The sequence below is a fragment of the Stenotrophomonas sp. 86428_Sma genome (genome assembly GCF_056481585.1).
Genome location: NZ_CM151156.1, coordinates 735,030 through 754,999, shown reverse-complemented (window position 1 = coordinate 754,999; position 19,970 = coordinate 735,030). Strand labels below are relative to the sequence as shown.

The window sequence follows — 19,970 nt, the reverse complement described above, 5'->3', positions numbered from 1 at the left end:
CTGTTGATGCCGGTACGGCATGAGCTGGGTGCGGATCGGCCTGAACCGGACCGCCCCCGACACGGCCGTACCGCCGCCCGCGCCCTACAATGGGCGCATGCAGATCGGCCCGTACACCATTGCCCCCAACGTCGTGCTGGCGCCCATGGCCGGCGTCACCGACAAGCCTTTCCGCCTGCTGTGCAAACGGCTGGGCGCGGGACTGGCCGCCTCGGAAATGACCATCAGCGACCCGCGCTTCTGGACCACGCGCAAGTCGATCCATCGCATGGACCATGACGGCGAGCCGGCACCGATCAGCGTGCAGATCGCCGGCACCGAGCCGCAGCAGTTGGCCGAAGCCGCCCGCTACAACGTGGACCACGGCGCGCAGATCATCGACATCAACATGGGCTGCCCGGCCAAGAAGGTGTGCAACGCCTGGGCCGGTTCGGCACTGATGCGCGACGAACAGCTGGTAGCGCGCATCCTAGAGGCAGTGGTCAATGCGGTGGACGTGCCGGTCACGCTGAAGATCCGCACCGGCTGGGACTGCGACCATCGCAATGGCCCGGTGATCGCACGCATCGCCGAGGACAGCGGCATCGCCGCACTGGCGGTGCACGGCCGCACCCGCGACCAGCACTACACCGGCCAGGCCGAGTACGCCACGATCGGCGAGATCAAGGCCGCACTGCGCATTCCGGTGATCGCCAACGGCGATATCGATTCGCCGCAGAAGGCCGCCTACGTCCTGAAGGAAACCGGCGTGGATGCAGTGATGATCGGCCGCTCGGCACAGGGCCGGCCATGGATCTTCCGCGAGGTGGCGCATTACCTGGCCACCGGCGAGGAACTGCCGCCGCCGTCACTGGCAGAAGTGCGCGACATCCTGCTCGGCCACCTGCATGCACTGCATGCGTTTTATGGCGAGCCGCAGGGCGTGCGCATCGCGCGCAAGCACCTGGGCTGGTACGCCAAGGATCGACCGGAGAATGCCGCCTTCCGCGCGGTGGTCAACCGTGCCGAAGATCCGGCCAGCCAGATCGCATTGACGACCGAGTACTTCGACCGCCTGATTGCCGGGGAACCGGCGTTGTCTTCGGCAGCCTGAGCGCGCCAGCCCCTCGTAACCCGCCCGACTGCCTTGATCCGTAGAGTCGAGCTTGCTCGACTGCTCCACACCGTAGAGTCGAGCGTGCTCGACTGGCTTTCTGAACAGTCGAGCACGCTCGACTCTACGCGCCCCTTCCATTGATCACGCTCGACGCTACAAGAGCCCGCCCCCATGACCCCGCCGATTTCCTCCCCGACCTACCTGCACGGATTCTCCGGCACCGAGCAGCAGCGCCTGTTGACCCAGGCACGGCTGCTGGAATCGAGCATCTTCGGCCAGATCGACTACAGCGGCGCGCGTCGCCTGCTGGAAGTCGGCAGCGGCGTCGGCGCGCAGACCGAAATCCTGCTGCGCCGCTTCCCCGATCTGCACGTGACCGGCGTGGACCTGAGCGAAACACAGCTGGCCACCGCGCGCGAGAACCTGGCGCGCACACCATGGTGCAGCGACCGCTACACCCTGCAGCAGGCCGACGCCGGGGAGCTGCCGTTCGAAGCACGCAGCTTCGACGCGGCGTTCCTGTGCTGGGTGCTGGAGCACGTGCCGTCACCAGCACGCGTATTGAGCGAAGTGCGCCGCGTGCTGGCCCCGGGTTCGCCGGTCTACATCACCGAGGTGATGAATGCCTCGTTCCTGCTCGACCCGTATTCGCCGCATATCTGGCGCTACTGGATGGCCTTCAACGATTTCCAGTACGACCACGGGGGCGACCCGTTCGTCGGCGCCAAGCTGGGCAACCTGCTGCTGGCCGGCGGCTTCCGCGACGTGCACACCGAGATCAAGACCATCCACCTGGACAACCGCGAACCGGCCCGTCGCAAGACGATGATCGCGTTCTGGGAACAGCTGCTGCTGTCGGCTGCCGACCAGCTGTTGCAGGCCGGATCGGTGGACGAGGAAACCGTGGAAGGCATGCGTCGCGAGTTCCGCCTGGTGCAGAACGATCCGAACGCGGTGTTCTTCTATTCGTTCGTGCAGGGCCGCGCCACGGTGTATTGATTCGGTGGAGCCACGCCATGCGTGGCTGCCATCGCCGATGCCCCCCGCCATCCACGCATGGCGTGGATCTACGGATGCGACACTGCACTGCCGATGGAGGCAGTAGAGCCACGCCATGCGTGGCTGCCTTCGCCGATGCACCCCGCCATCCACGCATGGCGTGGATCTACGGATGCGACACTGCACCGCCGATGGAGGCAGTAGAGCCACGCCATGCGTGGCTGCCTTCCGATGCCCGCACCATCCACGCATGGCGTGGATCTGCGGATGCGACACTGCACTGCCGATTGAGGCAGTAGAGCGCACGCCATGCGTGGCTGTCTTCGCCAATGTCCGCGCCATCCACGCATGGCGTGGATCTACGGATGCGACACTGCACCGCCGATGGAGGCAGTAGAGCCACGTCATGCGTGGCTGCCATCGCCGATGCCCCCCGCCATCCACGCATGGCGTGGATCTACGGATGCGACACTGCACCGCCGATGGAGGCAGTAGAGCCACGCCATGCGTGGCTGCCTTCGCCGATGCACCCCGCCATCCACGCATGGCGTGGATCTACGGATCAATGCACGGCGCTGTGGTCGGCCGCACCCGGCTGTGCTGCCGGCTCCTGCCAGATCCGCTGCCACATCGCGGCCAACCGGCGTCCGACGTCGGCGCGTGCAGCCGGGCTGCTGTAATCCACCCGCACCTGCTCGGGCGTGATCGCCCGCCACTGCCCATCAGCCTGCTCGGCCACCGCGAAGTTGAAGGTGTAGTCCGGTTCCAGCCCCATACGCAGGTCGCTCAGCACCAGCCGGCCGTCCACCACCTGCGCACGCATGAAGCCACGGTTGAACCACGTCAGCTGCTGCACCGCCGGAATGGCCTGCGCTTCGCGCAAGGCCTGCACGTTGGATGCGTGGCCTTCGAACCGCATCGGCCCGTGGTCGGCCACCAGCGAGCGGTCGCCCACCACGTAGCCGTTCGGCGTCATTGCCACCACGCGCCACAGCAGGGTGTTGAACGGCATCGGCACCGAGAAGCGCGGCGCATCGCCCAGGCCCATCGCCGCCAGGCTCTGCTGGGCAGCACGGTCGACCTGCGCCTTGGCGATCAGGCCCCAACCCAGGTAGGCACTGCTGACCAGCAACGCCACACCCAGCACCTTGCCAGCCCAGGGGCGGGCGCGACCAAACCAGGCCAGCACGCAGCCCAGCAGCAGCCATACCGTGTAGCCGAGATCGATGATGAAGACACTGGAACCCATGGTCGGGTGTGGGCGCAGCGGCCACCACAGCTGGGTGCCGTAGACGGTGAACGCATCCAGCATGGGATGGGTGACCAGCGCCAGCTGGATCGCCCAGAACCAGCGCACCGGTGACTGGGCGACGCGGCCATTGCCGAAGCGCTTGAACATCCACCAGATCAGTGCCGCCACCCAAGGCAGCACCAGCAGCGAGTGGCTGAAGCTGCGGTGTTCGATCATGTTCGCCACCGGGTCGGCGGCAGTGAAGCCGAGCCACAGGGCGTCGAGGTCCGGCAGGGTGCCGAGCGCGGCACCGGCCAGCAGGGCCGCACGGCGATGTCCGGGCGGGGCGATGGCAGCAGCGACGGCGCCGCCGAGCACGATCTGGGTCAGGGAATCCATGGGCCGATGCTAGCGGCTTGCGGGCGTGCCGTCTTGATGGCACAGCCGCTCGCGCTCTTTTGTAGAGTCGAGCCATGCTCGACTGCTGTACGCGGGGCAGTCTGAGAAGAGCAGTCGAGCATGGCTCGACTCTACAAGAGTGGGTCAAGCCGCTTGCTTGATGCGCGCGCCCGGCAGTTCCACCAGGGTCTGGCCATTGTGGTCGAGCAGGCGCAGCGCGCCATCATGGTCTTCGGCCAGCGCGGTCAGGCTCTCCACCCAGTCGCCGTCGTTGGCATAGACCAGGCCATCGCGCTCGATCAGCGCCGCGCGGTGGATGTGGCCACAGACGATGCCATCCAGTCCGCGCCGCCGCACGTCGTCCAGCCCGGCCTGCACGAAGCGTTCGATGTAGCGTTCGGCCGCACCGCTGCGCTTCTTCAGGAACTCCGACAGCGACCAGTAGCGCATCCCCAGCAGCCGCCGCACCGCATTCAACGCCTGGTTGCCGGTCAGGATGCGGTAGTACAGCCAGTCACCGAACTTTTCCTGCAGGCCACCGAAGTGGGTCACGCCGTCGTACTCGTCCCCATGCGCAACGAGCAGGCGACGGCCATCGGCGGTCACGTGGATGGCGCGACGGCGCACCTGCATCGCTGGCAGCATCAGCCCGCACACGTGGCGCAGTGACGCGTCATGGTTGCCGGGGATGTAGACGATCTCGGTCCCGGCACGGCGCAGCGCGTGCAGGGCCTGGATGACTTCGCTGTGCGACTGGCGCCAGTTGGCGCGGCGATGCGCCATCCACCACAGGTCGATGATGTCGCCCACCAGGTACAACCGTTCGCAGCGCAGCTGCGAGAGGAACCGCGCCAGCTCGGTGGCATGGCAATGACGTGACCCCAGGTGCACGTCGGAGACGAACACTGCGCGCCGGTGCGGCGACAGGTTCGCCAGCGCGCTCATGCCGGCGTCCCCGCGTCGCGCAGGTAGCGTTTGCGCTTGTTCGGCCTGATCGCGCACAGGTCCACTTCAATCAGGCCGTCGATCGAATCACTGAAGTCCGGGTCGACACCGAAGGCAAGGAAACGGGCGCCACCGGGTTCGCACAGATCGGTGTACTGGCGATACAGCGTCGGCACGCCGGTGCCGAGTGCGGCCAGGTTGGCCTTGAGCACATCGAACGCGGCACCTGCATCCAGCTCGCCGAAACTTGGCGGCGCGGCGAAGTACTGGAACGGGCGGTTCGATTCGGCCAGGCCGGCGGTACCGCTGTAGTAGCGCTGGTAGTACGCCACCAGCTGCTCGCGTGCATCGCGCGGCAGCGCTGCGCTGATCGACACGGCGCCGAACAGGTAGCGGATGCCGGGCCGGCACTGCAGGTAGGCGCCGATGCCCTGCCACAGGTAGTCCAGGCTGCGGCTGCCCCAGTAATCAGGCACCACGAAGCTGCGGCCCAGCTCCAGACCTTCGGCGATGTGGGTGATGGCGTCGTCGGAATAGCGGAACAGCGACGCGCTGTAGAGCCCGGACAGGCCGTGCCGGGCCAGCGCGTGAGCACCACGCATGATCCGGTAGGCGCCGGCGATGCTCTGCGCGGCCGCGTCCCAGATCACGATGTGTTCGTACCGCGGATCGTAATCGTCCAGATCGCGGCTGCGCCCGGTGCCCTCGCCTACCTGGCGGAAGGTCAGCTCGCGCAGGCGCCCCAGCTCCAGCAGCAGCGGCGAATCGGCGGTACAGGTCGCCAGCAGGATCTGCTTGCCGTCGGCGGTCTGGCCCAGCTGGATCGCCGCGGCGATGCCTGCGGCCACCTGTGAAGGCGGCACCGGGGACGCCAGCGGCTCGGGGCCTGCTACAGCAGCTGCATCGCCCGCCGCCCCATTACGGCCCAGCGCATACAGCGCGCGGCGCACCGCCAGCAGCTGTGCGCCCGGGTCGCCGCCCTTGCCCAGCTGCATCGGCTCACCGATGCTCAGCCGCAGCGGACGGCCACGACGGGTGAACATCTCGCGCGCCAGCAGCGCGGTGCCCGCCGGCTTGAACAGGGTCGAGGCGCCGTAGAACAGCGCCGAGTTGCGCGCCTCCACACGCACCGGCAGCACCGGCGCGCCAGCGGCACGGGCAAAGCGGACGAAACCGCGCTGCCAGCGACCATCACGGATGCCGCGCAGCGACAGCCGCGAGACCTCGCCGGCCGGGAACACGATCACGCACTGCTCGGCGGCCAGCGCCTCTTCGACGGCATGCAGGCTGCCACGCTGGGCCTTGCCACCGAGGATGCGTACCGGCAGCAGCAGGTCCTGCAGTGGCGCGATCGCCCCCAGCAGGTCGTTGGCCACGATCCGCACGTCACGGCGGATGCGGCCGACCGCGTCCAGCAGGGCGAGGGCATCCAGTGCCCCGGAGGGATGGTTGGCGACGATCAGCAGGCGGCCGGTGGCCGGGATCCTGGCCAGCGCGGCCGGGTCCACCTGGTACTGGCCGTCGATGAACTCCAGGCCGGCGGCGACGAAGCCGAAGCCACGCAGGCCTGAACTGCTCTGCAGGAAGGCTTCGATCTGGTCCAACCGCGACCAGCGGCCGACGCTGCGCAGCAACGGCCGCGCCAGTTGGCCACGACGACCATGGAACCAATCGGGGAAGCGTTGCTGGAGACGCTGTTCAAGTTCCTGCATGGCAGATCCACTCATGCCCGGCGGCCGGATTGGCCGACAGCCTGCGCCCGGCAGGCGGCAGCCAGATGGCGATTTCGGGGCAGAACGATGACGGCTGGCCCGCTCTGGCGGGCGGCGTCGTGGCCTGCGCGGTCGGGGCCGGTAGCCGTCCCGTCTGTTTTCACGCTGATGGAACACTGGGCCTCGAGGCTGAGCCCCAATCCCGGCCGGACGGCCCCTGCCGGGCCTACGCGGGCTTAACCACCGGCAACCGGTACAGGTTCACAATGCACAGGCGGCGCACCCCGTGTATCATTCGCGCCCATCTTTCCATCCGAATCAAGGGATATTACGCCTGATGTCCAGCTATCTCTTCACCTCCGAGTCGGTCTCCGAAGGCCATCCGGACAAGGTTGCCGACCAGATCTCCGATGCGGTGCTGGACGCGATCCTGACCCAGGACCAGCGCGCCCGCGTGGCCTGCGAGACCATGGTCAAGACCGGTGTTGCCATTGTGGCCGGTGAGATCACCACCAGCGCCTGGATCGACCTGGAAGCGCTGACCCGCAAGGTCATCGTGGACATCGGCTATGACAGCTCCGACGTCGGCTTCGACGGCGCCACCTGTGGCGTGCTGAACCTGATCGGCAAGCAGTCGCCGCACATCGCCCAGGGCGTGGACCGCAAGAAGCCGGAAGAAATGGGCGCTGGCGACCAGGGCCTGATGTTCGGCTATGCCACCAACGAGACCGACAGCTACATGCCGGCCGCGATCCACCTGTCGCACCGCCTGGTCGAGCAGCAGGCCAAGATCCGCAAGAAGAAGAACTCGCCGCTGTCGTGGCTGCGTCCGGACGCCAAGAGCCAGGTCACCCTGCGCTATGAAAACGGCGTGGTCTCGGCCATCGACGCCGTGGTCCTGTCGACCCAGCACGCCCCGGGCATCAAGCAGAAGGACCTCATCGAGGCCGTCCGCGAAGAGATCATCAAGCCGGTGCTGCCGGCCAAGTGGCTGCACAAGGGCACCAAGTTCCACATCAACCCGACCGGCAAGTTCGAGATCGGCGGCCCGGTGGGCGACTGCGGCCTGACCGGCCGCAAGATCATCGTCGACACCTACGGCGGCTGGGCCCGTCACGGTGGTGGCGCCTTCTCCGGCAAGGACCCGTCCAAGGTCGACCGTTCGGCGGCCTACGCGGCCCGCTACGTCGCCAAGAACGTGGTTGCCGCCGGCCTGGCCGACCGCTGCGAAGTGCAGGTTTCCTACGCCATCGGCGTGGCTGAGCCGACCTCGATCTCGGTCACCACCTTCGGCACCGGCAAGATCAGCGACGACAAGATCGAGAAGCTGATCCGCAAGCACTTCGACCTGCGCCCGTACGGCATCATCAAGATGCTGGACCTGGTGCACCCGATGTACCAGCAGACCGCGGCCTACGGCCACTTCGGCCGCAAGCCGAAGGAGTTCAGCTACCTCAACGGCGAAGGCGAGACCGTCAACGCCACGGCCTTCTCCTGGGAGAAGACCGACCGCGCCGCCGCCCTGCGCGCCGATGCGAAGCTGAAGTAAGAAACACGAAGGGCCGCGCAAGCGGCCCTTCTGCTTCTGGTAGAGCCGGCCGCTGGCCGGCTTTTTCATGGCCTCCGGGAACAATCGCGTGGTTGCCGGCCAGCGGTCGGCACTACCGGTTGCCGATACAATCGCCCCATGTCGACCGAACTGAAAACCCACCAGCTGTCCATGACCGTGCTGATGTCGCCGGAGATGGCCAATTTCTCCGGCAAGGTCCACGGTGGCGCCATCCTGCGCCTGCTCGACCAGGTCGCCTACGCCTGCGCCAGCCGTTACGCCGGCAGCTACGTGGTCACCCTGTCGGTGGACCAGGTGATGTTCCGCCAGCCCATCGCGGTGGGCGAGCTGGTCACCTTCCTGGCCTCGGTGAATTACACCGGCACCTCGTCGATGGAGATCGGCATCAAGGTGGTGGCCGAGGACATCCTCAAGCGCAGCGTGCGCCATGCCAACAGCTGCTTCTTCACCATGGTGGCCGTGGATGAGGAAGGCCGGCCAACGCCGGTGCCGTCATTGCAGCCGGTCACGTCGGACGAGAAGCGCCGCCAGGCGGCCGCATTGATCCGCCGCCAGCTGCGCCAGGAAATGGAGCAGCGCCATCTGGAACTGCTGGCGTCGAACCCGCCGTCGCCGGAAGAGTGAGGTAGTGCCGGCCGCTGGCCGGCAACCTCGCGCGTGTTGCCAGACATCATGAGGTTGCCGGCCAGCGGCCGGCACTACCATTTCGAATTCGCCGGGCCATGCCCGGCGGATGCGGATCAACCGGTGTTCTGCACACCCTGCGAAACACCGTTCACGCAGGCCACCAGCGCGCGCAGCAGCTCGTCATCCTCGCGCCCGCTTTCGCGCCAACGCTGCAGCAGATCCACCTGCAGCACGCTGATCGGATCGACGTACGGATTGCGCAGGCGGATCGAAAGCGACAGCCGCGCATCGTGGTCGAGCAACGTCTGCTGGCCCATCAGCGCCAGCAACCAGTGCCGGGTCAGTTCCAGTTCGCGCTGTACCTGCGGGAAGAAGCGCCCGTGCAGGTCGCCCGACAACAGCGAGAACTGCTCGGCAATGGTGATATCCCCCTTGGACAGCACCATCGCGATGTCGTCCAGGAAGGTACGGAAGAACGGCCAGTCACGTGCCATCTCGCGCAGGGTCTGCTCGTGACCAGCATCGACCGCCGCCTGCAGGCCGCTGCCCACGCCGTACCAGCCGGGAATGACGGCACGCGCCTGGCTCCAGGCGAACACCCACGGAATCGCGCGCAGGTTGCCCAACGCCGCGTCCTGGCCGAGCCGGCGCGACGGACGCGAACCCAGCGTCATCCGCTCGATCACGTCGATCGGCGTGGCCGTGCGGAAGTAGTCCATGAAGCCAGACTGGCCGACGAAGGCGCGGTACACCTCGCTGCTGGAGCCAGCGACCACATCCATCACCGGTCGCCACTCATCCTCGCGGGGTTCGGCAGCCCGCGGGCGGAGGCTGGCGCGCAACACCGCACCCGTAGCCTGTTCCAGCGAGCGCAGCGCCAGCGCACGGATGCCGTATTTGCGATGGATCACCTCGCCCTGCTCGGTCACCCGCAGGCGGCCATCGATGCTGCCGCGCGGCGACGCATCCACCGCGTGCGTGGTCTTGCCACCACCACGGCTGATCGAACCGCCACGGCCATGGAAGAAGGTCAGGCGGATGCCGGCCTCGGCCGCCACCTCCAGCAGTTCCACCTGCGCACGCTGCAGGCCCCAGCGCGAAGCAGCGATGCCACCGTCCTTGCTGCTGTCCGAATAGCCCAGCATCACCATCTGCACGTCATCGCGTGCGCGCAGGTGCGCGCGATAGATCGGGTCGGCCAGCAGGTCGCGCAGGGTCGCGGTGCCACGCTTGAGGTCGTCCACGGTTTCGAACAATGGCGCAATATCCAGCGGCACCGAACCGCCCTCTTCCACCAGGCCGCCACGGCGTGCCAGCGCCAGCACGGCCAGCACGTCACTGCGGTCGTGTGCCATCGAGATGATGTAGCTGCCCAGCGCATCGCCACCATGGCGCGCACGCGCATCGGCCAAGGCGGCGAACACCGCATCCAGTCGCCGGTTGCCTTCGTCGTCGCCCTTCGGCAACGGCGTGTCACCACTCGCATACGGCGCCAGCAGGCGCGCGCGGCCCAATGCGTCCAGATCGTCCCACGCCGCGTCGCCGCCCAGCACGGCGGCCAGCGCGCGCGCGTGCACGCTCGATTCCTGGCGCCCGTCCAACCGCGCCAGATGGAAGCCAAAGGTCTTCACCCGCCACAGCAGGCGCTGCACGGCAAAACCACCAGCGTGCTCGCCACGGTTCGCAAGCAGGCTGTCGAGGATCAGCTGCAGGTCGTCGATCAGTTCGGCGGGGCCGGCGTAGGCGCCCTCGCCATCGTCCAGCGTCGCCTGCAGGCGTGCGCGCATGCGGTCGTTGAGCAGGCGGTACGGCATATCGGCGTGGCGCGGGCGCGACTGCACCTGCGGCAGCAGCTGCTGGTACTGCACCACGCGCGCCTGCAGCGCATCGCTCACCCCTACCCGCTCGGTGGACTGGCTGAGCAGGCTGGCCAGCTGCAGCAGTTCCTTCTGGTAGCGCCCGAGCACCGCCTGCCGCTGCGCATCCAGCGTGTTGCGGATGGTGGTGGCATCCACGTTCGGGTTGCCGTCCATGTCGCCGCCCACCCACGTGCCGAAGCGCAGCAGGCGCGGCAGCGGCAGTTCTTCGCCATACGTATCGCGCAGCGCCTGCTGCAGCGATTCGTACAGCACCGGGATCACCCGGTACAGCACCTGCACCAGATAGAAGCCGACGTGCTCGCGCTCGTCGTCGACGGTCGGCCGCACCGGTGAGGAATCGGTGGTCTGCCACGACGCGGTCAGCGCCATGCGGAAGCGTGCGGCATCGGCAGCAGCCTCGCCCGGCGTGCGCTGGCCGTCGAGGTTGTCGACCAGGCTGGCCACCATCAGCTGTTCCTTCTCCAGCAGCGCACGGCGCACGGCTTCGGTCGGGTGTGCGGTGAACACCGGTTCAATGTCGATGCGTGGCAGCCACTGCGCCAGCTCGTCCAGGCCCACACCCTGCGCCTTCAGGTGCTGCAGTGCATCCTGCAGGCCATCGGGCTGCGCCCCTGCGGTACCGGCGCGCTGGTAGTCACGGCGACGGCGGATGCGATGCACGCGCTCGGCGATGTTGACCACCTGGAAGTAGGTGCTGAAGGCCCGCACCATGGTTTCGGCCTGCTGCGGCGTGCGCCCGGCCAGGCCATCGGCCAGCTCCGACAACGGCGCCTGGTTCTCGCGGCGGGCGATGGCGCGGGTGCGCACGTCCTCGACATCGTCGAGGAACGCGGCGGAGACCTGTTCAACCAGCAGGTCGCCAACCAGCGCGCCGAGCCGGCGCACGTCATCGCGAAGCGGAAGATCGGGGGAAGCAAACTCGATGCTGCTGCGGTACTCGTTCATCGGCGACGCACAGGCCTCGGTCAACGGATCCAGACCCCAAGCCTAAACCAGAACGGGCATCGTGCTGCGATGCAAAAATGGTTTCATCTGGTAGTGCCGGCCGCTGGCCGGCAACCTCAGGTCGCGTGAGTCCATGAGGTTGCCGGCCAGCGGCCGGCACTACCGGGTCACGTCAGCGCTTCTTCTTCGCCTTGCCCTGCTCGGCCGGGCCGATGGTCTGTTCCAGCCAGCGCTCGCTTTCGGCCAGCATGGTCATGATCGACTCGCGTGCACGGTAGGCATGCGATTCGTTCGGCAGCATCACCAGACGCGCGGTGCCACCCAGGCCCTTCACCGCGGCGAACATGCGCTCGCTCTGCATCGGGAACGTGCCGGAGTTGTTGTCGTCCACACCGTGGATGAAGAGGATCGGATCCTTGATCCTGTCGGCGTAGTTGAACGGCGCCATCTTCTGGTAGACGTCCTGCGCCTGCCAGTAGTTGCGCTCCTCGGCCTGGAAGCCGAACGGGGTGAGCGTGCGGTTGTAGGCGCCGCTGCGCGCGATGCCCGCCTTGAACAGGCGCGTATGCGCCAGCAGGTTGGCGGTCATGAACGCACCGTAGGAATGGCCACCAATGGCGATGTGATCGCGATCGGTCACGCCACGGCGCACCACTTCATCCACGGCTGCCTGGGCGTTGGCCACCAACTGTTCGATGTAGGTGTCGTTCGGCTCCTTGTCGCCCTCGCCGATGATCGGCATCGACGGGCTGGCCAGCACCACATACCCCTTGGCCAGGAACGCCTGCGGGCCCCAGTAGCTGACCGCATTGAAGCGGTACGGCGAATCGGTCACCTGGCTGGCCGCAGCCGCACTCTTGAACTCGCCCGGGTAGGCCCACATCAGCAGCGGCCGCGGGCCGTCGCGCTTCGGGTCGTAGCCCGGCGGCAGCAGCAGGGTCGCGGTCAGGTCGACGCCATCCTTGCGCTTGTAGCGGATCTGCTCCTTCTGCACGCCCTTCAACTGCGGCAGCGGATGCGCGAAGTGGGTCAGCGCACGCGGTGCAGCACCGGCATCGGCCAGCGACTGCACGTAGAAGTTGGCCGGCTCATCCGGGCTCTCGCGGCTCAGCAGCAACGAGCTGGCCTGGTTGTCCAGCAGCGCCACCGGCAGCGCATAGCTCGGCGCCTGCGAGTGGAACAGGCGGGTGGCCTTGCCCGTGGCGACGTCGAAGCGGTCCACGAACGGACGATCGCCTTCCGGCGATGCACCGGCACCGGCCAGATACAGGCTGCTGCCATCGGCGCTGGTCTGCAGCAGCGAGCGGCCGCGGTCGTCGCTGGACAACAGCGGCCGGCCCGGATCGGAATAGCGGTCCTGCCCGTCGCGATCCCACAGCAGGCGCGGCTCGGCGCCGGCATTGTCCGGGGCAATCAGCCAGGTCCTGGTCTTGCGCGTCTTCCACCACGACTCGGTCAGCAGGGCCAGGTCGCCACGGCCCCAGTTGATGCCCACCAGACGGCTGCCGAGCTGGGCCAACGTGACCGGCGGCTTGTCGAACGGCGCAGCCTGCATCAGCACCGCATCGCGCACCTTGGCCTCCCTGTTCGGGTCGCCGCCGTCCTGGGCTTCGGCCCAGACCAGCGTGGCATCGGCATCACCACGCCAGCTGATATCGCGCACGCCGGTCACTTCAGCGTCGTTGCCGGTCGGCAAACCTTCCACCAGCGGACGCACGGCCACGGTGTGCACCAGCTTGCCGCTGGCACGGTCGATCACTTCAATGCGGCGCGGGAAACTGCTCACCGGCACCACGTAGGAATACGGCCGCTGCACCGGCTGGCGCAGAACGAAGCGGCCATCCGGCGACACCGCAAAGCCCATGAAGATGCCAGCTGCGCCGATCGCGCGGGTGTTGCCATCCAGGCTGACTTCCATCGGCTGGGTGGTGGCGTAGTAATCGAACTGGCGCGCGTCGGCCTCGTTCTTCAGCAGGTCCTGGTAGGTACGGATCGACACCACGCCGCCGCCCTGGCTGGTCTGCTGCACGGCCGGGCCGGTCGGAATGCCGTCGGCGGCCGGGGCCGCACCAAGGTTGGCCGGACGGGTGAACACCACCAGGCCGCGGCTGTCCGGCAGCCACTGGTAGCCACTGCCGATCACCGTGTTCAGGCCGGCGACCAGACGACGGGCGCTGCCGCCGGCCACATCCACCAGCCACAGTTCATTGGCGCCGCTGGCGGCGTCGACCTGGTTGAAGGCCAGCCACTTCTGGTCCGGCGACCACATCACGCTGGCGATCGACAGCTTGGCCGGCAGGCCGCTGATCTGCCGTTCCTTGCCGTCGGCCACGTTCATCAGCCACAGCTTCTCGCCGAAGCTGAAGCGGCTGTCGGAGAAGGTGCGCGGGTTGATGCGCAGGCCGGCCAGCTTCAGTTCCGGCTGCGCCACCACCTGGATCGACGGCAGCGACGGCATCTGCATCATCGCGGCGACATCGCGGCGTGGCGACAGGTACAGCGAGGGCGCGCGCGGCGCGTCCACCACCGCCTGCAGCGCCGCCGAAGGCAGTTCGTAGCCGTTGACGCCCTGGGCCTGTACCTGGGCGGGCTGCGGGGACGCAGCCCAGGCCAGCGGGGCCACCGCCAGCAGTCCCATCGACAGGACCAGGCCGGTCCAGCGCCGTGTGCGGCGCGCGTGCATGCTCATCGTTCCACCTGTGTGATGCGTGAAAACACCGACCTTAACAGGCCGTGCACGTGATCCCACCTGCCGATGGTTGGGTCATCCGGATGTCACGCCGGGGCCGCGATATAATGGGGGTTCTCCCCTGCCGAGGGGCGCTGCGACCGGATCCCATGAGGCCCGGCCAGGCTCGGTAAGGTGGCTTTGTAACAACGGCGCCCGGCTAGATGCGAGCACCCGCTCGCCCACAACCGGAGCACACGAATGAACGCTGTTGCCAAGACCTTCTCCACCGAAGGTGATTACAAGATCCGCGACATCACGCTGGCCGACTGGGGCCGCAAGGAACTGGACATCGCCGAGCACGAAATGCCGGGCCTGATGTCGATCCGCCGCAAGTACCAGGCCGAGCTGCCGCTGAAGGGCGTGCGCGTGACCGGCTCGCTGCACATGACCATCCAGACCGCCGTGCTGATCGAGACCCTGAAGGACATCGGTGCCGACGTGCGCTGGGCCTCGTGCAACATCTTCTCGACCCAGGACCACGCCGCTGCCGCCATTGCCGCCACCGGCACCCCGGTGTTCGCCTGGAAGGGCGAGACCCTGGAAGAGTACTGGGACTGCACCCTGGACGCGCTGACCTTCACCCTGGCCGACGGCACCCTGACCGGCCCGGAGCTGGTGGTCGACGACGGCGGTGACGTGACCCTGCTGATCCACAAGGGCTACGAGCTGGAAAACGGCAGCGACTGGGTCAACACCGCCTCTGCCTCGCACGAAGAACAGGTCATCAAGAACCTGCTCAAGCGCGTCGCCAAGGAGCGCCCGGGTTACTGGGGCCGCGTGGTCAAGGACTGGAAGGGCGTCTCCGAAGAGACCACCACCGGCGTGCACCGCCTGTACCAGCTGGCCCAGGCCGGCACCCTGCTGATCCCGGCGATCAACGTCAACGACTCGGTCACCAAGAGCAAGTTCGACAACCTGTACGGCTGCCGCGAGTCGCTGGCCGATGGCCTGAAGCGCGCGATGGACGTGATGCTGGCCGGCAAGGTAGCCGTGGTCTGCGGCTACGGCGACGTCGGCAAGGGCTGCGCGGCCTCGCTGCGTGCCTACGGCGCGCGCGTGATCGTCACCGAGATCGACCCGATCTGCGCCCTGCAGGCGGCGATGGAAGGCTATGAAGTCAACACCATCGAATCGACCCTGGGCCGTGCCGACCTGTACGTCACCACCACCGGCAACAAGGACATCATCCGCATCGAGCACCTGAGCGCGATGAAGGACCAGGCCATCGTCTGCAACATCGGCCACTTCGACAACGAGATCCAGGTCGATGCGCTGGTGTCGTTCGCCGGCATCAAGCACGTCAACATCAAGCCGCAGGTGGACAAGTACATCTTCCCGAACGGCAACGCGATCTTCCTGCTGGCCGAAGGCCGCCTGGTGAACCTGGGCTGCGCCACCGGCCACCCGAGCTTCGTCATGTCCAACAGCTTCGCCAACCAGACCCTGGCACAGATCGACCTGTGGGCGAACAAGGACAGCTACGAGAAGAAGGTCTACCTGCTGCCGAAGAAGCTGGACGAAGAAGTGGCCCGCCTGCACCTGGAAAAGATCGGCGTGAAGCTGACCACCCTGAGCCAGGAACAGGCCGACTACATCGGCGTGCCGGTGGAAGGCCCGTTCAAGCCGGACCACTACCGCTACTGATGCCTGCGCGGTGCCGGCCAGCGGCCGGCACTACCGGTGCATGCAACACACGGAACGGGCGCCTTCGGGCGCCCGTTCTGCGTCTGCCTGCAGCCGTACACCACGTATCCACGCATGGCGTGGATCTACTGATCGTCCGGCCCCAGTAGATCCACGCCATGCGTGGATATCCCCCAGCCAACCCACAGTAGATCCACGCCATGCGTGGATGTTCCCCACCGGAGCGGGAACAATAGCCTCGGTCAAGGCAACACCCCTGCCCCGCGCTACGATGCCCTCATGACCCCGGCCATCAACCTGCTCAAGCGCGAGAAGATCGCCCACACCGTGCGCAGTTACGTGCACGACGCCCACGCCGAATCGTATGGCGGCGAAGCCGTCGACAAGCTCGGCCTCGACCCGGCCCAGGTGTTCAAGACCCTGCTGGCCAGCACCGAAACCCACGAGCTGCTGGTGGCGATCGTGCCGGTGGCCGGCCAGCTGGACCTGAAGGCGCTGGCCGAAGCGGCCGGCTGCAAGAAGTGCGAAATGGCCGCGGCCGATGCCGCACAGCGCGCGACCGGTTACCTGGTCGGTGGCATCAGCCCACTCGGGCAGAAGAAGCGCCTGCGCACCTTCCTGGACGCCAGCGCGCAGGCATTGCCCGCGCTGCATGTCAGCGCCGGTCGCCGCGGCCTGGAAGTCGAACTGGCACCAGCCGACCTGCTGCGGCTGACTGCCGGCCACTACGCTGCCATCGGCAAGTCACGCTGATGCGCTGGCCGTGGTCTGCAGCACCGATACCCCGGCTCGACGATGCACAGGCCGATGTGCTGCTGCAGGACCTGTTGTCGCGCGATGCAACGCGCATCAACGATGCCACGCGTACGGTCGCTCGGCTGTTCAGCGCCTCATCGTTGAACGCGCTGGTCGCGCATGTGGATACGATCGAACGCAGCTGCCAAGGCATCGCCCTTGGCGGCATGCTGATCAGCAACCAGGTGCACCTGAAGGCGGCCCTGCAACGGCTGCGCTACTGGCAGGCACGCGAAGGCTGCCTGTGCGCGCTCTACCCATCCTATGTGTTCTTCAGCCCCGAGCCGCTGCTGGAACAAGGTCACGTGCAGCTGCGTGCACGGGGCGAAGCGGAGGACGGCTGGGGCGAATGCTACCGGCTGACATGCACCTGCTGCGCGCAGCAATGGAGCGCGACCGAGCGCGAATACCACTACACCTGGTGGGAGTGGAAGCCCGAGCCCGCCCTGCAGACGCCTTAGTTGAGCTTGAACGTGACCGTGCCGCGTATCAGGCTCATGCTTGGTGCCTTGCCTGCCGCTTCACGCTCGTAGCGCCAGTCACGCGCGTGCTTGAGCGCCGCCGCATCGAGCAGCGGGTAGCCGCTGGATCGGGACAGGATGATCGCCTGGGTCTTGCCCTGCGCATCCAGCAGCAGCATCAGCTCGACACCTCCCTGCTGGGCCTCGCGCATGGCGGCCGCAGGATACGTCGGGACCGACGAAAGTCGCCGCTGGTGCCAGCCTCCTTCCCGGGCAATCAACGGCGTGCTGGAAGAGAGTGGGCAACGCGCAGGCATCTGCAGGTCGAAGCCTGCAGCCCCTTGCGAATCCCGGGTGGTGGCTGGCGCACCACAGGCGATCGCAGACACGCTCTGCAGCAACGACTGCTGACGCGAAAGCGCTGCAGCGTCATCCGCTTCCACATGGAACGTGCAGCGCCCCGACGTTGCCTGCGCCTGCAGTGAACCCACGCCGGCATCGCGGATCGGCGTCACGTCGGACAAAGCACCACAGGCAGCGCCTGCATCGTATTTTGCTGCAGAGCCCTCACACGCGGCCAGCAGGCCTGCGGCGACCCATGCGAACGGCATCCAACTGCGAACATCCATCCCTGTGCTCCCTGCGTTGATCCACCCCCATGGTAGCGTCCCGCCGCAATCTTCCCTGTTCACAGGCCGACTGTCCGGCCGCAGCGTGGGCTCACGGCCGCCAGTTGGCGTTGTTCTCCCAGAACGCGACGGAGCGCTGGTAAGCCTCGCGATCCAGCGGCACACCGGAACCGCCCTCCTCCACGCCCAGTGCATTGCGCATCATGGTGATCGGCGCCATCGGTACTTCCTCGGGTTCGGCGGTGTAGATACAGCCGACGATGCCCCAGTCGGCCTCGATCGGCGAACCCTCCTTCGCCAGCTGCCCGGCGCTGTACAGGATCACCACCAGGTAGTTCGCACGCGGTGACTCCACGCCTTCGAACCAGCGCACCAGTACCGGCAGTTCCTCGCGGTTGCGCGCCTCGTAGCCGCTGCGCAGCTGGTGGCGGTTGGCGTCGGTGACCGGCACCGTCAGGCAGCGCGTGCTGGTCCAGTTCTCGTAGACGAACAGTTTGCAGAACGGCGCGTAGCCGTCGAGCACCTTCAGCGGCGCGTGCGCATTGAGGTGTGCCTCGAACTGCTCGGCAGTGCAATCCTGGATGGTGTTGCCGCGCGGCACGCGCGGGAACAGGCGGGGACGGGCGAAATCGGTGAGGACGATGGACATGGCGTGGCGTGGTCAGGGAATCCGCTGCACAGGGTAACCGCCCCGGCGCCAGGGAGGACGGCATGCCGATGGTCACTGGCATCCCCCGCCCTCTTGCCGCACCCTGCGCGCGACCCACCACAAGGATCGTCGGCTCATGGAAGCAGCACGTGCGTTGCCCCACCCCGTCCGCCGCCGATGGCTGAAGGTGCTGGCCGTCGTCCTGCTGGCACCGCCATTGCTGTTCATCGCCGCCCTGCTCTGGCCGCTGCGTGCACCGCCGCTGCCCGAGGCCGGCGACAACCGGATGATCATCAACGCGCGGGTGGTGGACGTCATGCGCGGCCAAGCCAGTGAACCCACCACGGTCACCATCCGCAACGGCACGATCACCGCCGTCGGCGAAGGCATTGCCGATGCAGCGTTGCCGGTATTCGACGCCGGCGGCCGCTGGCTGCTGCCCGGCTTCTGGGACATGCACACCCACGCCCTGCAGCTGTCGCCGCAGCTGCAGTTCCCGCTGATGCTGGCCAATGGCATCACCGGCACCCGCGACATGATGGACTGCCCGCAGGCTACCGATCCGCTGATCGCCTGCGTGGCCGACAAGCGCCGCTGGACCGCACAGGCCGTTGCCGGCCAGCAGGTCGCACCGCGCTTCGTGCAGATCGCCAGCTTCTATTTCGAAGATCCAGCGTTGGCGCCGGACACCGCGGCACAGCGTGCGCGCACGTACAGCGCGCGCGGTGTCGACGCGTTGAAGGTCTACAACCGGTTGCGTGCGGATACCTACCAGCGGCTGGCCAGCGAAGCGCGGCACCTGCATCGCCCGCTGGTCGGCCACCTGCCCAGGGCGGTTCCGCTGGAGGACGCGCTTCAGGCAGGCCAGCGCAGTTTCGAGCATGCGCACCTGTTCGTGCGTCATTGCTTCGACAACGCCGCCGCGTGGCGCGGCGGTACGCTGGATGGCGAAGATCCGACCGCACTGGCCGAACGCATGGTCGGTGGCTACCAGCCTTCCGTGTGCAATGAGGCGTTCGGCTTGATGCAGGCCAGCGGCGCCGCGTTCGTACCCACCCATGTCACCCGCGAAGAGGATGCGCGTGCGCGCGACCCCGCCTTCATCAACGATCCGCGTCTGGCCTATCTCGATCCACTTTCGCGCTGGGCATGGCGCGATGATCTGACGGCCACCACCGAACGCTATCCTGGCCTGCGCGGCGAAGACGCGTTGAAGGCGTACTTCGAGCATGGACTGGCCCTCACCGGTGCCGCGCACCGTGCCGGCGTCAGCGTGCTGGTCGGCACCGATACCGGGCTGGGTGGCTTCCGCTATCACGAGGAACTGCAGTGGCTGCGGCAGGCAGGCCTGAGCCAGGCCGACGTGCTGCGCGCGGCAACGCTGCACGCGGCGCGTCATCTGGAGCTGCAGGCATCGCATGGCAGTGTCGAGGTCGGCAAAGCCGCCGACCTGGTATTGCTCGACGGCAACCCGCTGCAGGACACCGCCAACACCCGTCGTGTGCACGCGGTGCTGCTGGCCGGACACCTCTACGACCGCTCGCGGCTGGATGCACTGCTCGCCTACGCCCGCGCGCAGGCACGTTCACCGACGGTGATGGCGCGCCTGCTGTGGGGCTTCATCACCAGCCCGGTCAGTGCCGAGCTGTAGCGGCAA

The 19,970-nt window shown here is 67.3% G+C and carries 15 protein-coding genes and 1 riboswitch; of the genes, 8 read left to right on the top strand and 7 right to left on the bottom strand.

Annotated elements, in window-relative coordinates:
• Positions 1 to 97: 97 nt before the first annotated feature.
• Positions 98 to 1,093 (top strand): tRNA dihydrouridine synthase DusB, encoded by a 996-nt coding sequence (dusB, locus tag ACZK3J_RS03340; protein WP_100437953.1) that lies wholly within the window; start codon positions 98 to 100, stop codon positions 1,091 to 1,093.
• A gap of 174 nt (positions 1,094 to 1,267) precedes the next feature.
• Positions 1,268 to 2,095: a class I SAM-dependent methyltransferase gene (locus tag ACZK3J_RS03335; protein WP_100437896.1), complete on the top strand. Its 828-nt coding sequence runs from the start codon at positions 1,268 to 1,270 to the stop codon at positions 2,093 to 2,095.
• A 562-nt stretch (positions 2,096 to 2,657) separates the two neighbouring features.
• On the opposite strand, the gene ACZK3J_RS03330 is transcribed toward ACZK3J_RS03335, so the two are convergent.
• From ACZK3J_RS03330 to olsF, 3 genes are all read right to left on the bottom strand, one after another.
• Positions 2,658 to 3,725: a metal-dependent hydrolase gene (locus tag ACZK3J_RS03330; RefSeq protein WP_100437895.1), complete on the bottom strand. Its 1,068-nt coding sequence runs from the start codon at positions 3,723 to 3,725 to the stop codon at positions 2,658 to 2,660.
• A 144-nt stretch (positions 3,726 to 3,869) separates the two neighbouring features.
• Positions 3,870 to 4,670, bottom strand: coding sequence for a UDP-2,3-diacylglucosamine diphosphatase (locus ACZK3J_RS03325; RefSeq protein WP_032129692.1), 801 nt, complete (start codon positions 4,668 to 4,670; stop codon positions 3,870 to 3,872).
• Entirely contained in the window at positions 4,667 to 6,382 is a 1,716-nt protein-coding gene (gene olsF, locus ACZK3J_RS03320; protein ID WP_100437894.1) for a bifunctional ornithine lipid synthase OlsF, read from the bottom strand. Before olsF ends, ACZK3J_RS03325 begins: the two co-directional genes overlap by 4 nt.
• A gap of 337 nt (positions 6,383 to 6,719) precedes the next feature.
• Between olsF and metK the strand changes: the two genes are divergently transcribed.
• A complete protein-coding gene (gene metK, locus ACZK3J_RS03315) occupies positions 6,720 to 7,931 on the top strand; it encodes a methionine adenosyltransferase (RefSeq protein WP_012510070.1) in 1,212 nt (403 codons plus the stop codon).
• 138 nt (positions 7,932 to 8,069) lie between these two features.
• A complete protein-coding gene (locus tag ACZK3J_RS03310; protein ID WP_049399791.1) occupies positions 8,070 to 8,576 on the top strand; it encodes an acyl-CoA thioesterase in 507 nt (168 codons plus the stop codon).
• A gap of 116 nt (positions 8,577 to 8,692) precedes the next feature.
• Here ACZK3J_RS03310 and ppc read toward each other — a convergent pair whose 3' ends face one another.
• Both ppc and ACZK3J_RS03300 read right to left on the bottom strand, forming a co-directional pair.
• Positions 8,693 to 11,404, bottom strand: a complete 2,712-nt coding sequence (gene ppc / locus ACZK3J_RS03305) for a phosphoenolpyruvate carboxylase (RefSeq protein ID WP_100437892.1) — start codon at positions 11,402 to 11,404, stop codon at positions 8,693 to 8,695.
• A gap of 172 nt (positions 11,405 to 11,576) precedes the next feature.
• The gene (locus ACZK3J_RS03300) at positions 11,577 to 14,093 is read right to left on the bottom strand and encodes a S9 family peptidase (RefSeq protein ID WP_100437891.1); all 2,517 of its coding nucleotides are present in this window, start codon (positions 14,091 to 14,093) and stop codon (positions 11,577 to 11,579) included.
• 120 nt (positions 14,094 to 14,213) lie between these two features.
• Positions 14,214 to 14,297: riboswitch (S-adenosyl-L-homocysteine riboswitch) on the top strand.
• Between the two features lie 36 nt (positions 14,298 to 14,333).
• On the opposite strand from ACZK3J_RS03300, the gene ahcY reads away from it, so the two are divergent.
• From ahcY to ACZK3J_RS03285, 3 genes are all read left to right on the top strand, one after another.
• Positions 14,334 to 15,779: an adenosylhomocysteinase gene (gene ahcY, locus ACZK3J_RS03295; RefSeq protein WP_014036003.1), complete on the top strand. Its 1,446-nt coding sequence runs from the start codon at positions 14,334 to 14,336 to the stop codon at positions 15,777 to 15,779.
• A 279-nt stretch (positions 15,780 to 16,058) separates the two neighbouring features.
• Positions 16,059 to 16,532 (top strand): Cys-tRNA(Pro) deacylase, encoded by a 474-nt coding sequence (ybaK, locus tag ACZK3J_RS03290; protein WP_049399794.1) that lies wholly within the window; start codon positions 16,059 to 16,061, stop codon positions 16,530 to 16,532.
• Complete coding sequence (locus ACZK3J_RS03285) at positions 16,532 to 17,035, top strand: hypothetical protein (protein ID WP_100437890.1); 504 nt, start codon at positions 16,532 to 16,534, stop codon at positions 17,033 to 17,035. The genes ybaK and ACZK3J_RS03285 overlap by 1 nt, the downstream gene beginning before the upstream one ends.
• On the opposite strand, the gene ACZK3J_RS03280 is transcribed toward ACZK3J_RS03285, so the two are convergent.
• Positions 17,032 to 17,664, bottom strand: coding sequence for an energy transducer TonB (locus ACZK3J_RS03280; RefSeq protein WP_157805926.1), 633 nt, complete (start codon positions 17,662 to 17,664; stop codon positions 17,032 to 17,034). The two genes, ACZK3J_RS03285 and ACZK3J_RS03280, sit on opposite strands and share 4 nt — an antisense overlap.
• A 91-nt stretch (positions 17,665 to 17,755) precedes the next feature.
• A complete protein-coding gene (locus ACZK3J_RS03275; protein WP_065722784.1) occupies positions 17,756 to 18,313 on the bottom strand; it encodes a DUF3228 family protein in 558 nt (185 codons plus the stop codon).
• 136 nt (positions 18,314 to 18,449) lie between these two features.
• Between ACZK3J_RS03275 and ACZK3J_RS03270 the strand changes: the two genes are divergently transcribed.
• Entirely contained in the window at positions 18,450 to 19,964 is a 1,515-nt protein-coding gene (locus ACZK3J_RS03270; protein ID WP_100437888.1) for an amidohydrolase family protein, read from the top strand.
• Positions 19,965 to 19,970 lie beyond the last annotated feature (6 nt).